Below are 25,579 nucleotides of genomic sequence, written 5' to 3' on the forward strand. Positions count from 1 at the left end.
AGCTAAAAAGTTAGAAGGGTATTTGTATAAAGCAATAATTCATAATGTTGATCGTTACTGTTGTAGAAGAATCGTTATCCTCTATTATCTGATTAAAGTCCTTAAATACCTACATGTAATATTGTTTGTACGCACTAAAAAATCTGACAAAGATAGATATAACAACACCCCCAAACTTAATCAGCCTCTGACAGTTGATTTTGATTATCTGCAGTGCGGAGATATGACGTGAATTCTGGCATTAACTAATGAAAGCAATGAGCCAGAAGATTGGTGTAGGGGTTTTTTGGAACCTCGTGAGCCTGTTTATGTCACGAGGAGCTAGCACCGTATTTATGTTGTTACTTGCTCGTCTTTTAGCACCTGATGCTTTTGGTCTTGTAGCCATGGCGACTGTGGTTTTTGAACTAACCAGTGCTTTTATTGATTCTGGCCTTGGAATCGCAATAATTCGAAGTAAATCGGTATCAAATCGAGATCTCAATACAGTATTCTATACCAACATGTTTCTGAGCGGATTAAGCTATATAGGGTTGTTTGCAAGCGCTCCGTTTATTGCCAGTTTTTACAGTCAGCCAGAGTTGACTTTGCTAATACAAGCGATGGGCTTGGTGGTGTTCCTCAATGCCACTAAAGTGGTCCAAACTGCGGTACTCAGCCGCAGAATGGACTTTAAGTCTCAGATGAAGGCTAACACGATGAGTGTCGTAGTTTCTGGTTCATTAGCTCTTACGGCAGCGTGGTTTGGCTGGGGGGTCTGGAGTCTGGTAGTGCAAATGCTAAGTTCTGCAACAGTATCTGCATTTATGCTCTGGTTGAACAGTCGGTGGCGTCCTGGGCTGGAATTCAGTGGTGAGTCATTTTCAAGGCTCTTTGGTTTTGGCAAAAATCTACTTGTAGAAGGATTACTGCAGGTACTGTTTGAAAATTCGTATATATTGGTGATAGGTCGATTTTTTAGTGCTGAAGCCACGGGGTTATATTTTCTTGCAAAAAAAATTAGTAACCTTGTTTCTCAACAATTAACTGCTGCAGTACAGCAGGCAACTTTTCCTGCATTATCAACACTTCAGGATGACAACGGAATACTCCGGTATAAATATCGCCAGATCATGCAATTAATGATGTTCATAGTATCGCCGATAATGGCGCTATTAGCAGGAGTAGCGCCTACACTGTTTGATCTTCTGTTTGGTGAGCGATGGTTAGCATCTGTACCGTACTTGCAGCTATTGTGTATAGTAGGCATTTTATATCCAGTGCATGCGTTGAATGTTAATCTACTTATCGTAAAAGGACGGGCTGATCTTGTGTTAAAGGTGGGCTTGTTAAAGAAAACTGTCAACCTGATATTACTTTTTTTAGCTATACCGTATGGTATATTTGGTATTGTGGTAAGTCAGGTAATCGCTTCTTTTCTGTCATTGATACCAAATACTTATTTTTCATCAGACTTGATCGGGTATTCAGTTGTAGATCAGATTGAAGATGTAGCGAAACCTATCATTTCTGCTGTTGTTTCTGGATTCTGCTTGTATTTATTTCTACAACATGGTCAGGAAAATCTACTCCTTTGGCTTATAGGTAGCGGTTTTATTAGTATGTTGATTTATCTAGTTATAAGCTATTTACTTGGTTCTGAAGGGATGGTTTTACTGGTTAAAAAACTAGAAGTTAAAATCAGAATTGCAAGATTTTTTAGATAAGTGTAGAAGTGGACTAGCTCGAAATGGATAGTATTGTTGGATCAGATTTTTCAAAACTACGGGCAGAAAAGGAAGTAATGTCGACCTGGAAAGGAGATGAAACGAAGCCATTGGTATCAATTTTGTGTCATACATACAACCATGTCGGGTATATTAGAGATGCACTAAATGGTTTTCTGTTACAGGAAACGGATTTTCCATTTGAAATAATTTTACATGATGATGCATCTACAGATGGTACGACTGAAATTATAAAAGAGTATTCTGATGTATATCCAAATATTATTGTTACAATAATTCAGGCTGAGAATAAATACTCGCAGGGAGTGAGAGCGCTCAATATAACATTGCCAGTAGCTAGTGGTAAATATATAGCGTTCTGCGAAGGTGATGATTTTTGGAACAATAAAGATAAATTAAGAATTCAAGTTAACAAGATGGAAGAGTTACATGTTGATTTTTCTTTTCATCCATCAGCTACTCTGAGAGATGATGTCTTAGCTGATTCGAATATGAAGTATGCAGAAAAGATATATACCTCAAAAGATCTTATATTGGAAGATTTTCATTTTGTTCAGACTAATACGATTGTTTTTAATAAAGATGTTGTGGCAAATTTTGATAAAGAGATTTGGCGTGTAGCGCCAGTATATGATTTTTTCATAAGGATAATAGCTTCGGAAAAAAATGGAGCATACTGTATTCCTACAACAATGGGAGTATACAGGGTCCAGTCTATTGGGTCTTGGACCAGTAGTCAGAATGATCCAGGGAATCATGCAGAATTTATAAGAAAGATGATAAATGCTTGTGATGTCTATAATAAGCTATCTGATGGTATTTATAAAGATGAGTTTTTGTCATACAAGTCCAGGCTTGCTATGAGCTTAGTCTATAAAATAAAAAATGATCTTTCGATGAAAAAAGATTTTATGAAAGAGTTTTATAAGTATCTAAAATTATCAGATAAGCTTAGATACTATATTGTTACCTCTTTCTTGTATAGTAGCTTTAGTGCTTTAATAAAAAAAATATACAAGTGATGCTTATAAAGTTTTCTTTATATATGCGGGTAGTTATTTTGATAAAATATATATGGAATAGATTTTTTTATTCTCCTTATAGGGCGGCTAAGAAAAATAGAAAAATAATATTAGATGATAGTGCTATTCTTATGCGAAGTTGTAGGTTTGTATTTGAATCTAAAGAAAATAGTAACTCAATTGTAATTGCTCAGGATGCAATGGTAGGCTGTGAGTTCATTTTTGAGTCGGATGTTGGGCGTATTTCTGTTGGAAAAGGTACATTTATTAATGCGGGCACAAGGTTGATCTCCAGAGAAAAAATATCTATTGGCTCAAACGTAACTATAGCTTGGGGGTGTACGATATATGACCACAATTCTCACTCGATTAATTATATCGACCGAAGAAACGATTTGAAGCAGCAGCTAAAATCTCATCGTGATGGTCTGTCATTTATTGAAGGGAAAGATTGGAGCACGGTCTCTAGTTTGGGCATAAATATTGAAAATGATGTTTGGATTGGTTTTGGTTGTACAATACTAAAGGGTGTCACCATTGGGGAAGGTAGTATTGTCGGTGCAGGTAGTGTTGTTCGGGAACATGTGGAACCCTGGAGTATTGTAGCCGGTAACCCTGCAAAATTAATAAAAAGGATAAGAGATGAAAAGTAATATCCTCATTACTGGAGGTGCTGGTTTTATTGCTACAAATATAGCCATGTTATTTCACGATAATGATTTCAATGTTTATGGTATTGGACGTTCAAAAAAAGAATCAGACTTGTCATTTTATAATTTTTGGATCGAAGATTCAGTTTCCATAGAAAGCTTGAAGAAATTTGATAAACAGTTTGATCTTATTGTTCATTGTGGAGGTGGCTCATCGGTGGGAGCGGCAAATGACGGCCCATATATAGACTTCGAAAAAACCGTTTCTGGTACGGCGGCAGTACTTGAGTATGCTCGTTTATACAATAATGAAGCTCATATTATATATCCATCTAGTCCGGCAGTTCATGGGCAGCATAATGAAAATCCGATTAATGAAATGGATGTGTTAGAACCAGTATCTGTTTATGGTTTTCATAAAAAAATGGCAGAAGAGATTGTATATTACTATAACAAAATATACGGTTTAAAATCTACAGTGATAAGATTTTATTCAGTATATGGTAATGGATTAAAGAAACAGCTGCTTTGGGATGCTTGCAATAAGTTGGTTTCTAATAAAAAAGCTGTGTTTTGGGGGGGGGGAGATGAAACGAGGGATTGGTTACATGTTTCTGATGCTGCTGATTTAATTTACTTTGTTTATTTGTTAGAGAATCCTCCTCTGGTTATCAATGGAGGTTCTGGAAAAGCGATGAAAATTACAGAAGTTATAAGTGTACTGAAGACTGAACTTGGCTCCAGCTCAGAAATTATATTTAACGGTTGTAATAAGGTTGGCGATCCGAAATTTTACTGTGCCGATATGAAAATGCTAGAAAAATATGGGTGGAATCCAAAAAAAGATATAAATAAAGGGTTTCATGAATATGCTCAATGGTTTATAGGTGTGAAATGAAAAGGATAGGTTTCTTTCCTCCAGTTGACAAGAGTTGGATGGGGGGGGCAAATTATTATAAAAATTTATTTTACGCAATTGTAAATAATGACAGTAAGTCTTTGTATCAGATTTATGCATTTGTAGGAACTAAAACGTGTGCTGATTTAATTGATAGTTGCTATAAAGACTCCGTAGTTATTCGTTCATCTCTCTTTGATAGAAAAAGTATATTATGGGTTATATCAAAGCTCTCATGTTTATTTTTTAAGTATGATATTGTGTTGCATTATCTTATGAGAAAATACAGTATAGATATTGTATCTCACTCATGCCCTTATCTTCCCTCAGGTGTTAAAAAGATTGGCTGGATACCCGACTTTCAGCATGTCCATCTACCATATTTGTTTTCAAAGAGTGAAAGAAAAAAACGGGATGTTTTTTTTAAGGATATAATAAAAAGATCAGATGCGGTTTTGCTGAGTAGCAATGATGCGTTAGCCGACTATATGAATTTTTCTGATTATTTTTTTTATGAAAAATCTAAAGTACTTAGGTTTGTTTCGCAAGTCGGTGATGGTTATTTCGCTTTGAATGAGCTTGATAAAAATAATCTGTTTGAAAAATATTCTATAAATGATGAGTATTACTATATCCCAAACCAATTTTGGAAACACAAAAATCACATTGTTTTATTTGAGGCTGTTAAAAAACTTAAAGAAAAGGGTGTGAGTGTACAAATCGTTTGTAGTGGGCATGAGTATGATCCAAGATTTCCTGGGCTTTATCAGGAATATAATGAATTTATTAGTTCAAATGATTTGAATGATGAAATAAAGTTAATAGGAGGTATTCCGTATAGTGATGTGTTGGCTTTGATAAAATTTTCTAAGGCAGTAATAAATCCGTCTCTTTTTGAAGGGTGGAGCTCTACAGTGGAAGAGTGTAAAAGTGCTGGAAAACCTATGATTTTGTCTAATATAGCTGTTCATATAGAACAGTGTCCTGAAGCAAAATTCTTTGTAGTGGATGATTCTGATTCTTTGGTTGCTGCAATAGAGTCCTTTTCTATATATGAAAATTTTACAGTAGATGATGCTGTTGCTTGCAATAGGGAAAGAACAAAAGAATATTTCCATAATTACTCGAGAGTAATTAGTAGTATCTGTTGATTATTTGTCTTTTTAGGTGTTTCTGTATATGGTAATTTTGATTTTTGAAAATAAATTCTTATTTAGTGATGCTCGAATTCTTGAGAAAATACTGGGTTATCTATTGTATAATTCTGAAGTTGATTCTAATTTTTTTAAACAGTAATTTAGTCAATTGTTTCTGTGGAGGGCTGCATGAAAAAAAAACTCTTTAAGAAAAGTGTTGTTAGCCATCCATTAATTACTGTAGTGACAGTTGTATACAATGGTGAAGATTTTATAGAAGAAACAATAAGAAGTGTCATTAATCAAACTTATGATAACGTTGAGTATATCATTGTTGATGGGGGGTCGACTGATAGTACTTTGGATATTATAAGAAAGTATGATCATGCTATTGACTATTGGATTAGCGAAGAAGATGACGGTATATATGATGCTTGGAATAAGGCAATTAAGCTTAGCAATGGTGATTGGATCGCATTCTTAGGTGCAGATGATACATTGTATAAAAAAGCACTAAGCAATTATGTAGATCTTATTAAAGGTAGTGATTTAAACTATGTTTCTGCTCGTGTTAATTTGATCGGTGTTAACGGGTATATTAGAACTATTGGGTCAAAATTTGATGCTGATAAAATTAGCAAATCTATGAATGTGGCTCATGTAGGGTCTTTGCATAGTAGAAAGCTTTTTGAACAATGTGGTTGCTTTAGTTTGAAGTACAAAATCGTTTCTGATTATGATTTCTTTATCAGAAATGTTGATATTATAAAGCCTGGGTTCTTAGATGTTACAGTCGCCGATATGAGAGTTGAGGGGGCGAGTGATGGTGGATTTAAAGTTTTCTATGAAGTTGCTAAAGTAAAAATAGATAACAAGATTCAAGGAAGAGTATCTGCCTATGCTTCTATGGTTATGTCTTTTTGTAAATGGCGTATTAGAAGGTTGATATGGTATTAATATTATTCCATCTCATTTGGATGTTTTTTAGGAGTTGATATGCTTGAAAGTTACGGTTTGTTGGGTTTTTTTCGGCTTTTTATTAATGTTGTTCTGACGCGAATTTTTTATTCAAAATCTAGGCTTGTTAGATTTCCTTTTCGTGTCAGAGGTGGAAAGTATATTGATTTTGGTGTAGGGCTTACAACAGGGGTTAATTGTAGAATGGATGCCTTTCCTGTTCATAATAAAGCGTGTTTATTCTTTGGTGAAAATGTTCAAATTAATGATTTCGTACATATCGGTGCAATTGATTCTGTAAGAATTGGGAATGATGTGCTTATAGCAAGTAAAGTTTTTATTTCCGATCATAATCATGGATTCTACGGACTTGATGGGGAGCATACTGATCCTGATATTAAACCACTCGTTAGACGTCTTTCGAGCAGCCCTGTATCTATTGAAGATAATGTGTGGATAGGTGAGTCTGTTTCTATACTTCCAGGCGTTACTATAGGAAAAGGATCTATCATCGGAGCAAATTCTGTTGTAACAAGAAATATTGATGCATATACCATTGCAGTAGGTGTTCCAGCTAAGGTTGTCAAAAAATTTGATTTTGCTTCTAAAAAATGGGTGAGTGCTTGACTAAAATTGTAATTTCAGCGATTAACTTTAGGGATGGTGGTCCACTCTCTATCTTGCAGGATCTTATTGGCTATCTTTCAAATGAGATGAAAGACAGATATGAGATTGTATTGCTAGTACACTCAGAAAGTTTAGTTCCACTGGATCAAAGAAGGTTTTTCGATATTATTGAGTTCCCTGATTCAGTAAATTCATATTCTAAACGGTTATATTACGAATATTACTATTTCAGGAAGCTATCACTAAAGTTAAAACCACATTTGTGGCTTTCTTTACATGATATGTCCCCGAATGTGGTTTCTGATATTAGAGTTGTATACTGTCATAATCCTTCCCCTTTCTATGATGTTGGTTTAAAAGAATTTTTTTTAGACTTTCGATTTTTTTTATTCTGTAAATTATATCATTTCATCTATCGCATAAATTTGAAAAAAAATGATTATGTAATCGTGCAGCAAGAGTGGTTAAGAGGTCGGTTTTGTAAGAGTTACGGTTTGGAATCAGATGTGGTTGTTGTTGCCTATCCAGAGGTCGAATCGCCTACGACAGCTGTTAAGAATAATTCCGATGACTGCTTCAGTTTTTTTTACCCATCATTTCCAAGAGTGTTTAAGAATTTTGAGATTGTATGTGAAGCTGTTGAAATTATAGAAGTTGAAAATGACTTTCATGATTTTAAAGTGTTATTGACTATCGATGGAACTGAGAATTTTTATTCTAAGTCAATTTTTAAAAAGTATAGTCATCTTGAATGTATAAATTTTATCGGGCGGATATCAAGACAAGACGTTTTTAAAATATATGAAACGTCTCACTGTCTGTTATTTCCTTCTAAGCTTGAAACTTGGGGGTTGCCTATCACTGAAGCTAAACGTCATGGTTTACCAATTATTGCTTCTGATCTACCTTATGCACATGAGACGGTAGGAAATTATACTAAAGTTGATTTTTTTTTACCTAACAATGCTCGCGATTTAGCTAACAAAATGCTTCGAGCGATCCACTCTGCCGAGTTTCCTGGTAATAAGGCTATTTTACCATCCAAGCCATTTGCTTCGGGATGGTCGTCCCTGCTTAAAGTGATACTAGAGGAGTAAATTTAAAGTGCTAAATTGCCCTATGCAGCGGAGTTTTTAATTATGTCTGAGGTTTCTCATAATAAGCCAAAGGCGTTAGTTTTGCTCGCGGCTTATAATGGTGTTAAATGGATTTATGAACAGGTCGAAAGTATTCTTAAACAGGAAAAGGTTGATGTAAGCATCATTATTAGCGTTGATAAGTCTGATGATGGAACAGAAAATCTTGTGAGTCGCATAGCGGAACAACATAAAAATGTTACTGTTCTTCCCTATGGAGATGTTTATGGAGGTGCCGCTAGAAATTTCTTTCGCTTATTTAAAGAGGCTGATTTTTCTTGCTTTGATTATGTTTCTTTATCGGATCAAGATGATATTTGGCATCCTGGTAAACTGAGTAGAGCTATTCAAAAGCTAATATATATGCCAGCGGATGCTTATTCGGGTAATGTTGTTGCTTTTTGGTGTGATGGCCGACGACAATTAATCGATAAGGCGCAGAATCAGAAAAGATTTGATTATTTTTTTGAAGCTGCAGGACCCGGATGTACCTATGTTTTTACAAAAGAAATCGCAGTTAAGTTTCAATTTTTTTTACGAACCACGCTTTCTGCTGATAGTATTATATTGCATGATTGGTTACTTTATGCGTTCGTCCGTTCACAAGGTTATGTTTGGTTTATTGATTCTGAACCGTATATGGATTACCGGCAGCATAATCGAAATCAGGTGGGCGTTAATAAGTCGTTATTATCATTATATAGGAGAGCAAAATATGTTTTGTTTGGAGGAGGGATTGAACAAATAAAAAAACTGATTGATGTGTTGCCTTCAAATGATCAGTTTATTAAGTTTAATTTATCTTGCCGGAGAGATGTACTTTTTTTGTTATTGCAAAGCAATGAGCTTCGTAGAAGGCCTATTGAACGTTTTTATGTATTTATCGTGCTGTTTATCACCTTAATTACAGGGGCTAAAGAGAAGTGAGGGTCTTAGTTACAGGAGCGACTGGTTTTGTTGGAAAGGCGTTACTTGATAATCTTTCTACGGATATAGGAAATGACTGCCTGGGAATCGTGCGTTCATACCCGCAGGATTCTCCTGCTAATCATAATCTTCATGTAGTGAGAGATATATCAGACAGTGTTGCCTGGGGTGATTTACTCTCCAATCGGGATGTTGTTATTCATACCGCTGCTAGAGTTCATGTTATGTGTGATAAAGGCGGGGGATCGTTACGTGAGTTCCACCAGGTTAATGTTATCGGCACTCTGGCTCTTGCTAGACTAGCAGCAGCAGCAGGTGTACACCGATTTGTCTTTATTAGCACAGTGAAAGTCTTGGGAGAGTTTACTTGTGAGAGCCAGCCTTTTACGGCTATCAGTCCTCCGAATCCCGCTGGAGCTTATGCAAAATCTAAATATGAAGCTGAACTTGGCTTGATGCAAATATCCGTTGAGACGGGTATGGATATTGTCATCATTCGTCCTCCATTGGTATATGGTCCAGGTGTTAAAGCTAATTTCTTAAGAATGATTCATTGGGTTGAGAGAGGGATCCCCCTTCCTCTTGGTGCGATTCACAATAAGCGTTCATTTGTAGCACTCGATAATCTGATCGATTTGATCGTAACATGTATCGACCATCCTGCCGCGGCTAATCAGGTTTTTCTTGCCGGTGATGGCGAGGATCTGTCCACTTCTGATTTATTACGAGGGATTGCCAGAGCCATGGGGAAACCCAGTCGACTTATCCCTTTTCCTGAAAGGTTTTTACGTCTGGGTGCTAAGCTCATAGGAAAAAAGGCGTTGGCTGATCGCTTGTTAGGTTCTCTTCAGGTTGATATCTCTAAAGCCCGCGATCTTCTTGGGTGGGAGCCTCCTCTTTCGGTTGAAGAGGGCTTGAAACGTTGTTTTGAAGCGGAGAATAACCGTTGATTCGTTTTTTAGATTTATGTTTTGCGTTCGCAGGTTTGGTACTGGGTTTCCCGGTGCTGCTTTTGCTAACTATAATTGGCCTTTTTGACACAGGTTCCCCCATTTTTTGTCAGACGAGGGTTGGCCGGTATCAAAAGCCTTTTACTCTTCTTAAATTCAGAACAATGTCCGTAGGTACTGTTTCTGTTGCGTCCCATCTGGCAAGTGCCAGTTCGATTACACGGTTCGGGCATTTTCTTCGCAGAACAAAACTTGATGAACTTCCGCAGTTATGGAATGTACTAAAGGGTGAGATGAGTCTGGTAGGGCCGCGACCAGGTCTTTTCAATCAGACTGAGTTAACAGATGCGCGTTCTAAACGAAATGTTTTTAATGTGCGTCCAGGTATTACCGGGCTTGCGCAGATCAGTGAGATTGATATGTCGACTCCGGAACTGCTTGCAGAGACGGATGAGAAAATGATTCAGACAATGTCGTTAAAATCCTATTTTCACTATATAGTAGCTACAGCCTTGGGAAAGGGCGCCGGTGACCGGATTCACTGAAGAGCCATTGCAATTTTAGAAGGACTACTGCTTGTTTCACTTCATTCTTAATTCATCCCGGCAGTCGAAGAAAGTAATCTTTGTTGTTTTTGATCTGTTAGTCCTGCCGCTATGTTGTTGGCTGAGTTATGCACTCCGTTATGGGGACTGGACAGCCATGGGTTTTGTTCACTGGCCCGCCTATCTGATCGCGCCAGTCATCGCTGTACCTATATTCATCAAGCTCGGGCTGTACAGGGCAATTATTCGTTATATTGGTTACCGCGCTCAGTGGACAGTGATCAAAGCTGTATCGCTTGCCGTGCTTATCTGGTGGGTCGCGGTTTATCTGATGGCGCTTGAACTGAATACCCCCCGTTCTGTTATTTTCATATTTTGGTTGGTGGCAGTGCTGGTGATTGGTGGCAGCCGGATGATGGCCCGATGGGTTATTCTGTACCAGTTTCCCGGCGGTGATCATAGTGCACAAAAAGATTCAGAAAGGGTTCTTATTTATGGTGCAGGAACGGCAGGGCGGCAATTGGCGACTGCCTTGCATCATTCAAGTGAGTTCGTTGCAGTTGCCTATATAGATGATGACAGCTCGTTAAATGGTATGGATATCAATGGTATCAGGGTTTATAGCCCCTCGGATATTGAAGGACTTGTAGAGCGTTATGATATCAATGCTGTATTGCTGGCTATTCCCTCTGTCTCAAGGTATCGGCGTAAAGCTATTGTCGATTCTCTCAGTGATTTTCAGTTAAGAGTTCTCACCCTACCTGCGCTTTCCGATATAGCCGGTGGCAAAGTTACAATAAACGATGTGCGTGAAGTCGATATCGCTGATCTGCTGGGTCGTGAGGAGGTTTTACCCAATCAGGATTTGCTTGCCGCTTGTATTCTTAATCAGAGTGTAATGGTTACTGGTGCCGGGGGCTCTATAGGCTCTGAACTATGTCGTCAGATTGTCAAGCAGCGGCCTTCCTCCGTTATATTGTACGAACAGTCAGAGTTCGCGCTTTATACGATCGAGCAAGAGTTGAGCAAGCTTACTGATGGTCTGGTCGATGTGGTTCCGGTTCTGGGGTCTGTACTTGACAGGGTTCTTTTGCAAAGAGTCATCCGTCAATATCGTGTTGATACTATCTATCATGCTGCAGCATATAAACATGTGCCACTGGTAGAAACTAACGTTGTTGCAGGAGTACGAAATAATCTTTTTGGCACCCTGAATACAGCTGAGGTCGCCATTTATAACGGTGTCAAAAACTTTGTACTGATTTCGACGGATAAAGCGGTGCGACCAACAAATGTCATGGGTGCGAGTAAGCGTTTTGCTGAGCTGGTACTGCAGGCGTTGAGTAAGCGAGAGCAAGGGAGTGGAGCTCGCTTTGCTATGGTTCGCTTTGGGAACGTGCTTGGTTCATCGGGGTCTGTTATTCCGTTGTTCAGGCAGCAGATAAGTCAGGGAGGGCCGGTTACGGTTACGCATCCTGATATAACACGGTATTTTATGACCATACCTGAGGCGTCCTCACTGGTTATTCAGGCAGGATCAATGGGGGCCTCTGGTGATGTTTTTGTACTCGATATGGGAAAAGCGGTAAAGATAAACAACCTGGCTAAGCAAATGATAAATCTGACAGGACTGTCAGTTAAAGATGAAAATCATCCTGATGGTGATATTGAGATAGTTTACACAGGTTTACGTGATGGTGAGAAACTCTATGAGGAGCTTTTGATTGGGGATAATGTCAAACAGACTGCCCATCCTATGATTATGCAGGCGGAAGAGCTGATGATTGAATGGGGTGACTTAGTGTCGGTTATAGCTCAGATGCAGCTTGCTTTAGACAGCTTTGACTATGAGGCCATTCGTTCACTGCTGCTGGAATCGGTTAATGGGTATCACCCTCTGCACGGGATAAAAGACCCAATGTACAGTAAAGGGTCTGCCCAGGTTCTGTAATATAAAATACAGTTATCTGGCAGCGGACGATTTCTAGTTTTTTGGCTTGTGAGAGGCTTCCTGAACCTGTGACCGATCCGTCTCTATTGAAGAGTTGAGTCGAGCTTTTCTATACAGAGTTTAGTCTAAGGGATGGTGGGCCTTGCAGGACCTGAACCTGCGACCGATCTGTCTCTATTGGAGAGTTGAGTCGAGCTTTTCTATACAGAGTTTAATCTAAGGGATGGTGGGCCTTGCAGGACTTGAACCTGCGACCGATCTGTCTCTATTGGAGAGTTGAGTCGAGCTTTTTCTGGGATGTACCAGTGAGGGGTGGTGGGCCTTGCAGGACTTGAACCTGCGACCGATCTGTCTCTATTGGAGAGTTGAGTCGAGCTTTTCTATACAGAGTTTAATCTAAGGGATGGTGGGCCTTGCAGGACTTGAACCTGCGACCGATCTGTCTCTATTGGAGAGTTGAGTCGAGCTTTTCTATACAGAGTTTAATCTAAGAGATGGTGGGCCTTGCAGGACTTGAACCTGCGACCGATCGATTATGAGTCGAGCGCTCTAACCAACTGAGCTAAAGGCCCCCATGTGAAAACTTTCTTCCCCGGTTGAAGCGGGAATAAAAGCAGCTCTCTGGGAGAGGACGCCCATAATACCACAGGATATTATGGGTGCAACGGTCTGATTTAAAAGATTTTAATGTTCGTCGAGGAAGCTGCGCAGATGGTCTGAGCGGCTTGGGTGGCGCAGCTTGCGCAGCGCCTTTGCTTCGATCTGACGGATACGCTCACGGGTTACATCAAACTGCTTACCCACCTCTTCAAGAGTGTGGTCAGTGTTCATGTTAATACCGAAGCGCATGCGCAAAACTTTCGCTTCACGGGCCGTCAGGCCGGCCAGAACTTCCTTGGTCGCTTCACGCAGACCTTCACCGGTGGCGGAGTCTACCGGGGAGTCGATGGTGATATCCTCGATAAAGTCGCCCAGGCTGGAGTCCTCATCGTCACCGATGGGGGTTTCCATGGAGATAGGCTCTTTGGCGATCTTGAGTACTTTACGGATCTTATCTTCCGGCATATCCATCCGCTCAGCCAGCTCTTCCGGAGAGGGTTCACGGCCCATCTCCTGCAGCATCTGACGGGAGATACGGTTCAGTTTGTTGATCGTTTCGATCATGTGAACCGGTATACGGATGGTGCGTGCCTGGTCGGCAATGGAACGGGTGATCGCCTGACGAATCCACCAGGTCGCGTAGGTGGAGAATTTGTAACCGCGGCGGTATTCAAACTTATCAACCGCTTTCATCAGGCCGATGTTACCTTCCTGAATCAGATCGAGGAATTGCAGGCCGCGGTTGGTGTATTTTTTAGCGATCGAGATAACCAGACGCAGGTTGGCTTCAACCATCTCTTTCTTGGCGCGTCGGGCACGGGCTTCACCGATCGACATGCGACGGTTCACCTCTTTAATCTCGTTTAGTGTCAGCTGAATCTCTTGCTCAGCCTGAACCAGTTTTTTCTGGGCTCTGCGCAGCTCAATCTCATGCCGTTTCAGAGCGCGGGCGTAGTCCGCGTCAGAGTTAAGCAGCTTGTCCAGCCATTCGCTGTTGGTCTCGTTACCTGGAAACTCTTTGATGAACTGGCGGCGCGGCATTTTTGCACGCTGGGTGCAGATCTGCATGATGGTCCGTTCCTGCTTACGGATACGGTCAATCGAGTTGCGCACGTTATCAACCAGCATATCGTAAAAGCGGGGTGATAGCTTGATCGGGGAGAACGCATCAGCGAGTTCTTCGAATGCTTTAGCGGCTGTTTTGCTGCTGCGACCCTCTTTTGCTACCGCTTTCTGGTAGGTATCGTAGGTGCTGCGTAGCAGATCAAAGCGGCGTTTGGCTTCCTCAGGATCCGGGCCGCGCTCTTTCTCTTCATCGTCATCGGCATCATCAGCTTCTTCTTCGGCTGCTTCAGCTTGCTGAGCGGCGGAGGGGATTTCAGCGCCATCATCGGGATCGATATAGCCACTGAAAATGTCGCTCAGGCGTCCTTCCTCTTCCTGACTGGTGTCATAGGCGGCGAGTATCGCGTCAACCGATCCGGGAAATGCTGCCAGTCCTGACATCACCTCGCGCAGACCTTCTTCAATCCGCTTGGCGATCTCAATCTCACCCTGTCGGGTCAGCAGTTCCACTGTGCCCATTTCACGCATATACATACGTACAGGGTCGGTTGTGCGTCCGGCGTCTGATTCGACTGCGGCCAGTGCTGCAACGGCTTCCTCATCTGCTTCTTCAGCTGAGTCACCTTCTGTCATGAGCAGGGTTTCGGCATCCGGAGCTTCTTCGGTGACCGATATGCCCATATCGTTGATCATACGGATTATATCTTCGACCTGGTCCGGATCAGCAATATCTTCTGGCAGATGATCATTGACTTCAGCATAAGTAAGGTAGCCCTGCTCCTTACCCCGTGCGATCAATTCCTTGAGGCGTGACTGCTGCTTGGAGGTATCTGACATAATTGCCCTTCAGTGATGACAAAAGTGAAAAAAATTAGCCCGACATTATAGCGATTGCGGGGTATAAATTCTACAGACCGCGTAGGGTTATAGGGATATTTCATCTATTAAAATAGACTATTTTTCAATGCGCTGTGCAGAAAAATGAAAACCGGGCCTTAGTTTGCTCTGTAGCTCTGTAAATGGGGGTGGTTTGCGGAATTTCAATACAGTCTGGTTATTTTTCAGGCGCTTTTCTTAACCGGCTTCCCGCCTGCTTCATGATCAGGGTGTTGAGTCGCTGTTTATCTTCGCTGCTTAGGTGTGGCTGGGATTTGAGTTGCAGAATCTCTCTGTCGAGATGGCGTTCCTGCAGGCGATTGAGGCAGTCACTTAAAACCTGCTGAGCATTGCTGGCGTCAATGATGGGCGTCTGATGGGCAATCTCATTCAGCTGTCGAATCAGGGGTTTCAGGTGGTCGTGCTCTTGCCAGTCAACGGCCAGAATGCCAGGAGTGACACCAGGGTTTTCCTGCAGATAGCGGTTGAGCTGATAGAGAAGCTTCTCTGCTTCCTCCTGGCTGGCGCTCAGTATCTCAAGGTCGCCGCAATGGTCTGCCAGGGTGGGCAGGTGCAGCAGAATGGATACGGCCGTGCTGGCCGGATTGAAGTGAACCGCGGAGCCGCCAGGCGGGGCAGGGCGAAACTTTTTGCTGCCTTTGGTGAACTCTTTTCCCGGTTTTTTATCGGACCTGAAATCGCTCTGTTCAGGTGGGTAGTCAAAGTATCCGTCATCGGGGTAATCTGGCTCGCCCTGATAATAATCTGGCTCCGGCGTGGCGTGAGCGTGGGTGGTTTCCTGTAGGTTGTTGACGCTGATCAGCTGTTCAAGACTGAGTCCGGTCAGCTCGGAAATTTTCTCCTGCATCATCTGTTTAAGAATGCCTGGCTGCATCTGGTCAATCAGAGGCAGGGCCTGATTGCTGAAGCGGGCGCGTCCGTCCAGAGAGCTCATATCCGCACCCTCTTCCAGGGTTTTGAAAAAGAAATCTGAGAGAGGCAGTGACTCGTTGATTCGCTGTTCAAAGGCGTCGCAGCCCTCCTGTCTTACCAGACTGTCGGGGTCTTCTCCCTCTGGCAGGAAGAGAAAACGCGCCTGCTTACCATCGGTGATAACGGGCATTGTTGTGTCCAATGCTCGTTTGGCTGCTTTACGGCCCGCGGCATCGCCATCAAAACAGAATATAACTTCAGGTACCATCTTCAGGATGCGCTCAAGGTGCTGCGCTGTGGTCGCGGTGCCCAGGGTGGCAACGGCGTAGCCTATGCCGTATTGAGCTAAGCCGACAACATCCATATAGCCTTCTACAATGATCAGACGTTCGAGGCTCTGGTTGTACTTACGGGCTTCATACAGGCCGTAAAGTTCACGGCTTTTGTGGAAGGTATCAGTTTCCGGAGAGTTCAGATATTTGGGTTTCTCATCCCCCAGAACCCGGCCGCCAAATGCGATCACCCGGCCGCGCATATCCCGGATGGGGAACATAATGCGTTCACGAAAGCGGTCGTAATAACGATCAGAATCTTCTTTATTGATCAGCATGCCTGCTTGCTCGAGCCGGAGCTTGGTCTCTTCGTCCCGGGCGAGTTTTTTTAACAGGTTGTCCCACCCCGGTGGGGCGTAACCGATACCAAAGCGGGCGGCAAACTGTCCGGTCAGGCCCCGGTTCTTCAGGTAGTTTACCGCGATCTCTTTGTTGGGGTGTTCGCGCAGCTGCTGTTGGTAATATTCAGAGGCTTCCTGCAGCAGTGCATAGATATCTTTGATGCGCTGCTCGCGCTGATGATCAACAGGGCCCTCTGCTTTGGGCATCTCAACACCGGCCAGTTTGGCCAGTTCCTCGACCGCTTCCGGAAAGCTTAAGCGGTCATGCTCCATGAGAAAGCCGAGTGAATTGCCGCCTGCACCGCAGCCGAAACAGTAATAGAACTGTTTTTCATTGTTAACGGTGAATGAGGGGGACTTTTCTTTATGAAACGGACAGAGTCCGGAATAGTTTTTTCCGGTGCGTTTGAGCTTGACTCTGGCTTCGACGATATCGAGTACGTTGACTCGCGCCAGAAGATCGTCAATAAAACTTTGCGGTATGCGTCCGGCCATAGTGTCAGACTACCTGCTGATTGAGGGGAGGATGGTCAGCAGTTATTTTAACTATTCAGAGCGTTTTTGACGAGTTGGCTGATGGCGCCCATATCTGCGCGACCCTGAACCTGTGGTTTAACCAGGGCCATGACTTTGCCCATATCCTGCATATTCTGTGCACCGGAATCGGTTACCGCCTGAGCAACAATCTCTGCAAGTTCTGCTTCAGTCAGGGGTTGAGGCAGGAACTCCTTAATCACAAGAAGTTCCTGTTGCTCAATATTGGCCAGATCATCCCGACCAGCAGTGTTAAACTGCTCGATCGAATCGCGACGCTGTTTTTGCATCTTATCCAGTATCGCGAGTACACGTGCATCATCCAGCTCAATCCGCTCATCGACTTCGATGCGTTTGAGCTCAGACAGAATCATGCGGATAGTACCCAGGCGCTCTTTTGCTTTCGCGCGCATGGCTGCTTTCATCTCGTCACTGATGCGTTGCTTCAGTTCGGACATACCGCTCTCCTGGCTGTATTGGCTGTTTAATGCGGGGTGAAGATCTTAGTACAGACGAACGCGACGCTGGTTTTCGCGCTGAACTTTCTTCAGGTGACGCTTAACAGCAGCAGCAGCCTTACGCTTACGGATTGAAGTTGGCTTTTCGTAGAATTCACGACGACGCACTTCAGCCAGTACACCGGCTTTTTCGCAAGAACGTTTGAAACGACGCAGAGCTACGTCAAATGGCTCGTTTTCTTTAACTTTAACTGCTGGCATATAAATACCTTACCTTTCCTGTAGAAATTTAATGTCTGTTCCGCTGAGTTTAAGACACAGCTGGCCAATAAGGGCCGGTATTTTATTCTTATGATCCGGCAGTGTAAAGCCTAAATACGATGAAATGATTGTTAAAATGGATGATAATGGCGCCCTGTGAGTCGCCCTGCGGCTTTGCGTGCAGCAATTTATTTATGATTATGAGTGAGAACCTTTAACAATGCGTGTGCTTGGAATCGAAACCTCCTGTGATGAAACCGGTGTGGCTATCTATGATAGTGAGGCAGGCCTGCTGGGTGATGCGCTCTACAGCCAGGTTGCGATGCATGCAGAATATGGGGGTGTTGTGCCAGAGCTGGCCTCCCGCGATCATGTTCGCAAGTTGCTGCCACTGGTAAAAGAGGTTCTGGCTCAGGCTGATACCCGGCCAGAAGAGCTCGATGCGGTTGCTTATACGGCAGGGCCTGGGTTGATTGGGGCATTAATGGTTGGAGCATCTACCGGTCGGGCGATGGCGCTGGGTTGGGGGGTTCCTGCTATCGGTGTGCACCATATGGAAGGACATCTGTTGGCGCCGATGCTGGAGCCACAACCACCGGCGTTCCCGTTTGTTGCGCTGCTGGTGTCCGGCGGCCATACGCAACTGGTTCAGGTTGACGCAATCGGTGAGTATACTCTGCTGGGTGAATCACTGGACGATGCCGCCGGTGAAGCATTTGATAAAGCAGCCAAGATGCTGGGGCTGGATTACCCCGGCGGGCCACAGGTGGCGCGTTTGGCTGAACTGGGGGATCGTAAACGGTTTCGCTTTCCACGCCCGATGACCGACCGCCCCGGCCTTGACTTTAGTTTCAGTGGTTTGAAAACCTTTACCCTGAATACATCCAACGATCTCAGGGTTGATGCTGAACTGTGTGATAAAGATCGCCGCGATATCGCTGCAGCCTTTGAAGAAGCGGTGGTTGAAACTCTGGCGATTAAGTGTCGCCGGGCACTCCAGCAAACTGGTTTTAAACAGTTGGTGATTGCCGGAGGGGTCAGCGCCAACCAGCGTCTGCGCGACCGCCTTGAGGTGATGGTGAAAAAAGAGCGGGCTCAGCTGTTTTATGCCCGGCCACAGTTTTGTACTGATAACGGTGCGATGATCGCCTATGCCGGTTGTCAGCGTCTGCTGGCAGGACAGCAGAGCGATCTGTCAATTCAGTGTGTTCCCCGCTGGCCGCTGGATACGCTGGAGCCGATACAGCACCACGGTGCTGATGTTAAGTGAATTACTGAGATCCCGGTCAGAGCCGGCTTTCCCGGCGGTTGAGCAGGTTACGTATATTCTGATGGTGAGTTGCCAGAATCAGACTGCTCATAATAATGATGGGCAGCAGTAACTGTGGCGCCAGAAACCAGCTAAACAGCGGGCTTAACAGCGACATGCTGACTGCTGCCAGCGATGAGATGCGCCGAATTGCTATCACTGTAAGCCATACAGTGCACTGGGCAAGGGCCAGACGATAGTCGAGAAACAGGCAGCTGCCGATCATAGTGGCAACCCCTTTTCCGCCCCGGAATCGTAAGAAAACCGACCATACATGGCCGATCAGGGCTGAAATTCCCACCAACGCCTGGTCGAACTGACTGAGGCCTGCCCATAGTGCGATGGACACCGCCAGCATGCCTTTACTCAGGTCTCCGGTCAGTGTCAGGAGGGCGGCCGGGCGGTTTCCGGTGCGCAACACATTGGTTGCGCCGGGATTTCCCGAGCCCAGTTGACGAGGGTCGCCGATCCCCATAAAGTGGCAAATCAGCACGGCAAAGGGAATTGAGCCCAGCAGATAGCCGACCAGCATAATGGTCAGCGTTGTGACGGCATCTGCTTCGATCATATTCCGTTTCCGCTGTTGCTATAGAGAGTAAACTATTTTTTATAGCGCACTTCAGCGTTGGATGAAAGCTGAAAGCGGTGCGACAGGGAGGTTCAGGGATGATGAAATGGATAGTGTTAATACTGATATTGCAGGTAAACACTTGTTTCGCAGGACTGCGGATGGAGGATGGCAGTCTGATCCATGCGGGTGATAATATCGAAAGTCTTTATGCTCATTGGGGCAAAGAGCAGCAGCGTCTGATCAGCAAGGAGACCTGTAATCATATTATTCAGCTGAAGCGTAAGTATTGTTCTACCCGGCGTTATATCTGGCAGCGTAATGGCCGTTATATGCTGGTGCAGGTTTCCGGGCGTATGATAATTAAAACAGGTTGGACGCGTTCTAAAAGATCGCTAACGGAGCCCTTTTAAGCAGGTGCTTTTTAGGGCAGTCTGATGTTGATTGCAAGAGTGTAAGGGTTTTGTCTTGGATATTGTGTACATTAAGGGGCTAAAGGTAGAGACCGTCATCGGAATCTATGACTGGGAGCGAGAGATTCGTCAGACGGTGTGTCTGGATCTTAAGATGGCAACGGATATTCAGCAGGCGGCAGCTTCTGAAGATATAGACAGCACCCTTAATTATAAAAGCGTTTCAGATCGCTTAATCAGCTTTATTGAAACCAGCGAGTTTCTTTTGGTAGAGACGATGGCTGAAGAGATTGCTCAGATTATTCTGAATGAGTTTGGTGTGCGTTGGCTGAAGCTGAAACTGGGGAAGCCTGGTGCAGTACCCATGGCTGAGGATGTCGGTGTAATAATTGAACGGGGAGAGCGCTTCTGATGGCTCAGGTGTATGTAAGTATCGGTAGTAATACTGATCGTGAAGTTTATATTGGACGTTGTCTTGATGCGCTGGATGCGAACTTTGAAAAGCTGGCCCTGTCGCCGGTTTATGAAAGTGTGCCGGTCGGTTTTGACGGAGACAACTTCTACAATCTGGTAGCGTCTTTTAAAACCGATTTGTCCGTCGGCGAGTTGAGCAAAAAACTAAAGATGATCGAGGATGATAACGGCCGCTGCCGGACATCACCGAAATTCAGTGGCCGGACGCTGGATATCGATATTCTTACCTATGATGCTCTGATAGGTAAGATTGACGGCGTTACCCTGCCGCGGGAGGAGATCACCGAGAATGCATTTGTACTCTGGCCGTTAGCTGAACTGGCCCCTAAGGCCCGCCACCCTGTTCTGGCTGAGACCTATCAGCAACTGTGGCTGGATTATGATAAAGAGAAACAATCACTGCATCCGGTGTCGTTTATCTGGCACGAGAAGGACCTTTCTGCCTGAATAACAGGCGGAACTTTAATGGCTAAAGGAGTTATACAATGGGAATGGGATCACTGGTTTTTCTGGTTATCATCGTTGCACTGGTGTTCTATGTGGTGGCGATCTACAACCGGTTGGTAACACTGAAAAACCGCTATCAGAACAGTTTTTCACAAATCGATGTGCAGCTGAAACGTCGCTACGACCTGATTCCCAATCTGGTGGAAACGGCGAAAGCCTATCTTGAGCATGAACGGGGGACGCTGGAAGCGGTGATTGCCGCGCGTAATGAAGCGATGGCAGGGCTTAAAGCGGCCGCCGCTGATCCGGGTAGTGCGCAGGCGCTGTCGCAGCTGGCGAAGGCTGAAGGTGGCCTGCAGGGTGCGCTGGGTAAGCTCAGCATCGTGGTAGAGGCTTATCCTGAGCTGAAAGCAGACACCAATATGCGTCAGCTGAGTGAAGAGTTAACCTCTACTGAAAACCGCGTCGCCTTCTCCCGTCAGGCATTTAACGATGCGGTCACTGACTACAACAGCTACAAACAGAGCTTCCCTCCGGTGTTGCTGGCAGGCACCTTTGGCCATGTCCGGGATGCGTCTCTGCTGGAGTTTGCTGATCGGGAGCAGCTGCAGGTTGCGCCAAAAGTCAGCTTTTGATGTTGTCAGTTCTCCGTATCTGAGATAGGGACTATCGATGAACTTCTATGCGGCTCAGGATCAGGCCCGCAAGAGCAGTCGCATTCTGCTACTGCTCTTTATTCTGCTTAATATCGGTCTGGTCATACTGATCAATCTGCTGTTTTCCTGGTATCTCTGGGTCAATGATGACCCTATGGCACTCCCCGACCGGGTGTTCCTGGATTATCTGAGCTGGCAGCGCATCTTTGTAGTAGCGGTCGCTATCGCGTTGCTGTTGCTGTTTGCCGCCTGGTTAAAGTGGCTGGATGTGAAAAAAGGGGGCGGAGCGGTTGCCGAGATGTTTGGAGGTCAGCAGGTACAGCCCCTGACCCGTGACACCGCCGAACGACGCTTAATCCACGTGGTTGAGGAGATGGCGCTGGCTGCCGGAGTGCCTGTTCCTCCTGTGTATGTGATGCAGCATGAGGCGGGTATCAACGCTTTTGCTGCGGGGTTAGGTTTGACCGATGCTGCAATCTGCGTCACCCGGGGCGCGCTGGATAGTCTTAACCGGGATCAGTTACAGGGAGTAATCGCTCACGAATTCAGCCATATTCTTAACGGTGATATGCGCATCAATATGCGTTTGTTGGTGATGCTGCATGGGATGGTGTTTTTTGCTGAACTCGGCCGGGTTTTTGCCAGCAGCAGAACCAGTTGGTGGGCGGATTCTACAAGATCCAAGAGTTCCAGTCGGGGGTATCTGGTGCTGCTGGGGCTGGGCTTGATGGTGGTCGGCTGGTGCGGGGTCATGGTTGGCAATATGCTCAAGGCTGCCATCAGCCGGCAACGTGAATTTCTGGCGGATGCCTCGGCGGTGCAGTTTACCCGCAATCCAGACGGTATTGGCGGGGCGCTGAAAGTGATTGGTGGCAGTCGTTTTCAGGGGCATCTGAACCATCCGGAGTGTCAGGAAGCCGGACACCTGTTCTTCTCTGCGGTGATGCCGGGCTGGATCTGGTCAACCCATCCCCCCATTGATGTCAGGATCCGTAAAGTTGATCCACACTGGGATGGTAAATATCTTGAGCCTCAGCCGGCGTTGCGAGTCGCTGAGGCCGGTACGGATAAAGCGATCAAAACAAATCTTGCGGGAACGGCGATCATCGAGACGCTTATCGGCTCCCTGGCCGGCGCTGAGCTGCTTGACTATCAGGCGGAAGGTCAGTCAGCCGGGGCGCAATCGGCGGATAATGATCTCTATCATCTGGCGCGGGACCCTTATGATGCCCGGATTGTGTTGCTTGGCTTGCTGATGGATGGTGATAGTCAGGTCAGGGATAAGCAGTTAAAACTGATCGCGGCGGAGGATGCCGCGCTGGCGGATCGTCTCTACAACTGTCTGGGCCACTTTCAGCAGCTGCCCCGTGCTGAATATCTTCAGCTGATTGAGCTGACACTGCCCGCGCTTAAGTCACAATCCGCCAGTCAGTACAAAGCGTTTAAGCGGCTGTTGCTCCAGGTAGTCCGGGCCGATCAGCAGATTGATCTGTTTGAGTGGGTGCTGTATCAACTGGTGAGTCGCTTCTGTGATGCCCACTTTGGTGCGTCACGTCAGCGGCAAAACCGTTACGATGACATGGGAGCGCTTGCCGAATATTATGCGGTGGTTATTTCGACGCTGGCTGATCATGGCGAGATGTCGGATGAGATGACCCTGAAAGCATTTAACCGGGGCGCCGGTGTGGCCGGTCTGTATAACCTGAAACCTGTGCCGCGTGCAGAGTGTACCCGTGAACGCTTTGCTGCCTCGGTCTCCGAGCTGGCAGCGGCCACGCCGTTTATCCGGCAGCGGATGCTGAAGGGGATGGTGCAGGTGGTACGCCATGATGGTCAGATAGTGGCGGTAGAGCGTGAACTGATCACCGCAATTGCCGCTGTGATGGAAAGCCCTCTGATTGGCCTTGATGAGGAATAGTTCGAGCCTATGACCGGCTCTGTCGGTGGTGAAGCCGGTCACTATTCACTACACCTCTGAACTCTTGTCTGACACGTTGAATTCGCGCTGTTACTCCGTCTTTACCTTTTGATATGCCCCTCTTTTCGCAGGGAGTCATGTTTATCAGAAAAAATTTCTTCTTTGTAGCATAGGTTACAGAACGATGCGGGCTCTGTGGTTTAGATTAAAGCTCTAAACTAACAGGAGATCGCGACAATGAAGAAAATGAAACTCTTTCTGGACACACATGATGTTGAGAGTGGAACCTTTCCGGCGGGAATTACTAAACCTCAGTTCGCCGAGTTTTATGAACAGTATAAGCAAGCCTGTGAAGCGGAAGGGGTGGTGCCGTTAAAAATCTTTACCGGTGTTGAGGCGGGCAAAGCGTTCTGTCTGACACTTGCTGAGGAGAGTGATGCCGTGGCCCGGGCACATCAGCGGGTTGGATTACCGTTTAACACGATCACAGAGGTACAGAGTGTGACTCCGGGTGATCTGTTCTTTTCTGCGGTTGCATGAGAGGTAGCGGATGATGACTGATGTTCGGAAATCTACAGCGACTCAGGCCGGAGTCAGAAATCGCAGGGTGGGGCACTGGTTGATGCTGGTTGCCGTTTCAGTGATGCTGGTCATCCTGGGGATTAAACTGGCTGTCTATAGCTTTTTAAACAGTGTCCCTGACGATTTCTTTGCGCGTCACGCGCCGGATCTGCGGCCTGCTGTTCCCGACGCGGTTGTCATGCAGGAGGTTGAGCCGGTTCCGGGATATCTCTGGCAGACGTTGCCAGCGGATGCCCCGGCACCGCTTGAAAACCCCACCACAGCGGCAAAAGTTGCTTTAGGTGAAAAGCTTTTTTTTGATAAAAACCTGTCTCTTGACCGCACCCTGGCGTGCGCTTCCTGCCATGAACTGTACAGCTATGCCGGTACAGATGGGGCGCCGGTATCTACCGGAATAAACGGTCAGAAAGGTAACCGCAATGCTCCCACCGTCTGGAATGCCGCGTTTCAGAAACGTCTGTTCTGGGATGGTCGGGCGGCGTCTCTGGAGCAGCAGGCTATTAAGCCGTTTCTCAATCCGATTGAGATGGGGATGCTATCCCCCGCCCAAATTGTTGAACGGGTGAAGGAGCAAGCGGCCTATCAACCGGAATTTGCCGCTGCGTTTGCGGATGAGCCGGATATTACCATTGCTAACATTGTCCGGGCCATTGCCAGCTATGAAAGATCGCTGATCACCAATGATTCGCCCTACGATGATTACGTCAGGGGGGATAGCGCGGCCCTGACAGAGCAGCAGCTCAGTGGCATGGTGCTGTTTGAAAAAACCGGGTGTGTACACTGCCATTTCGGACCTAATTTTAGTGCGGCCAGTATTTATAACAGCGGCTTACCCTTTAGAGTGTTTCCGGCTAATCCAGATCCGATTACACAGCAGTATGGGCTGAATACAGAGAGTGACGGTCCGGCAGTCTGGCGGGTACCTTCGCTACGTAATGTGGCGCTGACCGGTCCCTGGTTTCATAATGGTGCGGTAGATGATCTGCGTGACGTAGTGCGGATTATGGCCAGAACTCAGTTGGCAAGAAGCCAGAAGCGAAGTTTTCAGTGGTCGGCTAAAAAATTGGGTATTATCGAAAATCCGGATCTGACCGATCAGCAGGTTGAGGATATTGTGGCGTTTCTGAAGGCACTGAGTAGCCGCCGGCTGACCGCTGCTGAACAGCAACATCTGACGACCCGGTAAGTTCGTTATTCAGGGGTTCTGAAAGATAGTGATCTGTCCGCTATCGGTTTTCAGAATGTCACGGGTGCAAAAAGTGAAGATTTAGAGTCGTTTTAGCAAT

Annotated in this window: 25 protein-coding genes and 1 tRNA gene; 20 read left to right on the forward strand and 6 right to left on the reverse strand. The window is 45.3% G+C overall.

What is annotated here, in order from left to right; all coding sequences use genetic code 11:
• Positions 1-248: 248 nt before the first annotated feature.
• The 12 genes from JW499_RS01480 (at position 249) to JW499_RS01535 (ending at position 12,526) form a co-directional block, all read left to right on the forward strand.
• The gene (locus JW499_RS01480) at positions 249-1,706 is read left to right on the forward strand and encodes a lipopolysaccharide biosynthesis protein (protein ID WP_205208915.1); all 1,458 of its coding nucleotides are present in this window, start codon (positions 249-251) and stop codon (positions 1,704-1,706) included.
• A gap of 23 nt (positions 1,707-1,729) precedes the next feature.
• Positions 1,730-2,749, forward strand: a complete 1,020-nt coding sequence (locus JW499_RS01485; RefSeq protein WP_205208916.1) for a glycosyltransferase family 2 protein — start codon at positions 1,730-1,732, stop codon at positions 2,747-2,749.
• Positions 2,749-3,402, forward strand: coding sequence for an acyltransferase (locus JW499_RS01490; RefSeq protein ID WP_232846175.1), 654 nt, complete (start codon positions 2,749-2,751; stop codon positions 3,400-3,402). The genes JW499_RS01485 and JW499_RS01490 overlap by 1 nt, the downstream gene beginning before the upstream one ends.
• Positions 3,392-4,297 carry an NAD-dependent epimerase/dehydratase family protein gene (locus tag JW499_RS01495; protein ID WP_205208918.1) on the forward strand — a complete coding sequence of 302 codons (906 nt, stop codon included), beginning with the start codon at positions 3,392-3,394 and terminating at the stop codon, positions 4,295-4,297. Before JW499_RS01490 ends, JW499_RS01495 begins: the two co-directional genes overlap by 11 nt.
• Positions 4,294-5,448, forward strand: a complete 1,155-nt coding sequence (locus JW499_RS01500; protein WP_205208919.1) for a glycosyltransferase — start codon at positions 4,294-4,296, stop codon at positions 5,446-5,448. Before JW499_RS01495 ends, JW499_RS01500 begins: the two co-directional genes overlap by 4 nt.
• A gap of 174 nt (positions 5,449-5,622) precedes the next feature.
• Entirely contained in the window at positions 5,623-6,390 is a 768-nt protein-coding gene (locus tag JW499_RS01505) for a glycosyltransferase family 2 protein (protein WP_205208920.1), read from the forward strand.
• A 39-nt stretch (positions 6,391-6,429) separates the two neighbouring features.
• Entirely contained in the window at positions 6,430-7,017 is a 588-nt protein-coding gene (locus JW499_RS01510; protein ID WP_205208921.1) for a DapH/DapD/GlmU-related protein, read from the forward strand.
• Positions 7,014-8,114: a glycosyltransferase gene (locus tag JW499_RS01515; RefSeq protein ID WP_205208922.1), complete on the forward strand. Its 1,101-nt coding sequence runs from the start codon at positions 7,014-7,016 to the stop codon at positions 8,112-8,114. Before JW499_RS01510 ends, JW499_RS01515 begins: the two co-directional genes overlap by 4 nt.
• Before the next feature lie 42 nt (positions 8,115-8,156).
• Entirely contained in the window at positions 8,157-9,080 is a 924-nt protein-coding gene (locus JW499_RS01520; RefSeq protein ID WP_205208923.1) for a glycosyltransferase, read from the forward strand.
• The gene (locus JW499_RS01525; protein WP_205208924.1) at positions 9,077-10,030 is read left to right on the forward strand and encodes a UDP-glucose 4-epimerase family protein; all 954 of its coding nucleotides are present in this window, start codon (positions 9,077-9,079) and stop codon (positions 10,028-10,030) included. The genes JW499_RS01520 and JW499_RS01525 overlap by 4 nt, the downstream gene beginning before the upstream one ends.
• Positions 10,027-10,575 carry a sugar transferase gene (locus tag JW499_RS01530; RefSeq protein ID WP_205208925.1) on the forward strand — a complete coding sequence of 183 codons (549 nt, stop codon included), beginning with the start codon at positions 10,027-10,029 and terminating at the stop codon, positions 10,573-10,575. Before JW499_RS01525 ends, JW499_RS01530 begins: the two co-directional genes overlap by 4 nt.
• 31 nt (positions 10,576-10,606) lie before the next feature.
• Entirely contained in the window at positions 10,607-12,526 is a 1,920-nt protein-coding gene (locus JW499_RS01535) for a polysaccharide biosynthesis protein (RefSeq protein WP_205208926.1), read from the forward strand.
• A 495-nt stretch (positions 12,527-13,021) separates the two neighbouring features.
• Here JW499_RS01535 and JW499_RS01540 read toward each other — a convergent pair.
• The 5 genes from JW499_RS01540 to rpsU all read right to left on the reverse strand — a co-directional run bounded on the left by JW499_RS01540 (position 13,022) and on the right by rpsU (position 17,926).
• Positions 13,022-13,098, reverse strand: a tRNA-Ile gene (locus tag JW499_RS01540).
• 112 nt (positions 13,099-13,210) lie between these two features.
• The gene (rpoD, locus tag JW499_RS01545) at positions 13,211-15,028 is read right to left on the reverse strand and encodes an RNA polymerase sigma factor RpoD (RefSeq protein WP_205208927.1); all 1,818 of its coding nucleotides are present in this window, start codon (positions 15,026-15,028) and stop codon (positions 13,211-13,213) included.
• Positions 15,029-15,245: 217 nt separating this feature from the next.
• A complete protein-coding gene (gene dnaG / locus JW499_RS01550) occupies positions 15,246-17,168 on the reverse strand; it encodes a DNA primase (RefSeq protein WP_205208928.1) in 1,923 nt (640 codons plus the stop codon).
• 47 nt (positions 17,169-17,215) lie between these two features.
• Positions 17,216-17,665 (reverse strand): GatB/YqeY domain-containing protein, encoded by a 450-nt coding sequence (locus JW499_RS01555; protein WP_205208929.1) that lies wholly within the window; start codon positions 17,663-17,665, stop codon positions 17,216-17,218.
• Positions 17,666-17,710: 45 nt separating this feature from the next.
• A complete protein-coding gene (rpsU, locus tag JW499_RS01560) occupies positions 17,711-17,926 on the reverse strand; it encodes a 30S ribosomal protein S21 (protein ID WP_019622914.1) in 216 nt (71 codons plus the stop codon).
• Between the two features lie 220 nt (positions 17,927-18,146).
• Between rpsU and tsaD the strand changes: the two genes are divergently transcribed.
• On the forward strand, positions 18,147-19,196 hold the full coding sequence (tsaD, locus tag JW499_RS01565; protein ID WP_205208930.1) for a tRNA (adenosine(37)-N6)-threonylcarbamoyltransferase complex transferase subunit TsaD: 1,050 nt from the start codon (positions 18,147-18,149) through the stop codon (positions 19,194-19,196).
• A gap of 16 nt (positions 19,197-19,212) precedes the next feature.
• Here tsaD and plsY read toward each other — a convergent pair whose 3' ends face one another.
• The gene (gene plsY / locus JW499_RS01570; protein ID WP_205208931.1) at positions 19,213-19,803 is read right to left on the reverse strand and encodes a glycerol-3-phosphate 1-O-acyltransferase PlsY; all 591 of its coding nucleotides are present in this window, start codon (positions 19,801-19,803) and stop codon (positions 19,213-19,215) included.
• A 98-nt stretch (positions 19,804-19,901) separates the two neighbouring features.
• Between plsY and JW499_RS01575 the strand changes: the two genes are divergently transcribed.
• The 7 genes from JW499_RS01575 to JW499_RS01605 all read left to right on the forward strand — a co-directional run bounded on the left by JW499_RS01575 (position 19,902) and on the right by JW499_RS01605 (position 25,479).
• Entirely contained in the window at positions 19,902-20,216 is a 315-nt protein-coding gene (locus tag JW499_RS01575) for a hypothetical protein (protein WP_205208932.1), read from the forward strand.
• A gap of 55 nt (positions 20,217-20,271) precedes the next feature.
• The gene (gene folB / locus JW499_RS01580; RefSeq protein WP_205208933.1) at positions 20,272-20,628 is read left to right on the forward strand and encodes a dihydroneopterin aldolase; all 357 of its coding nucleotides are present in this window, start codon (positions 20,272-20,274) and stop codon (positions 20,626-20,628) included.
• Positions 20,628-21,137: a 2-amino-4-hydroxy-6-hydroxymethyldihydropteridine diphosphokinase gene (gene folK, locus JW499_RS01585; RefSeq protein WP_091362159.1), complete on the forward strand. Its 510-nt coding sequence runs from the start codon at positions 20,628-20,630 to the stop codon at positions 21,135-21,137. Before folB ends, folK begins: the two co-directional genes overlap by 1 nt.
• Before the next feature lie 38 nt (positions 21,138-21,175).
• On the forward strand, positions 21,176-21,772 hold the full coding sequence (locus tag JW499_RS01590; RefSeq protein WP_205208934.1) for a LemA family protein: 597 nt from the start codon (positions 21,176-21,178) through the stop codon (positions 21,770-21,772).
• A 37-nt stretch (positions 21,773-21,809) separates the two neighbouring features.
• On the forward strand, positions 21,810-23,711 hold the full coding sequence (locus JW499_RS01595; protein WP_205208935.1) for a M48 family metallopeptidase: 1,902 nt from the start codon (positions 21,810-21,812) through the stop codon (positions 23,709-23,711).
• A 237-nt stretch (positions 23,712-23,948) separates the two neighbouring features.
• Entirely contained in the window at positions 23,949-24,251 is a 303-nt protein-coding gene (locus JW499_RS01600; RefSeq protein WP_205208936.1) for a nickel-binding protein, read from the forward strand.
• A gap of 10 nt (positions 24,252-24,261) precedes the next feature.
• A complete protein-coding gene (locus tag JW499_RS01605; RefSeq protein ID WP_205208937.1) occupies positions 24,262-25,479 on the forward strand; it encodes a cytochrome-c peroxidase in 1,218 nt (405 codons plus the stop codon).
• Positions 25,480-25,579: the final 100 nt, after the last annotated feature.

It is taken from the genome of Amphritea pacifica (genome assembly GCF_016924145.1).
Lineage (GTDB): Bacteria > Pseudomonadota > Gammaproteobacteria > Pseudomonadales > Balneatricaceae > Amphritea > Amphritea pacifica.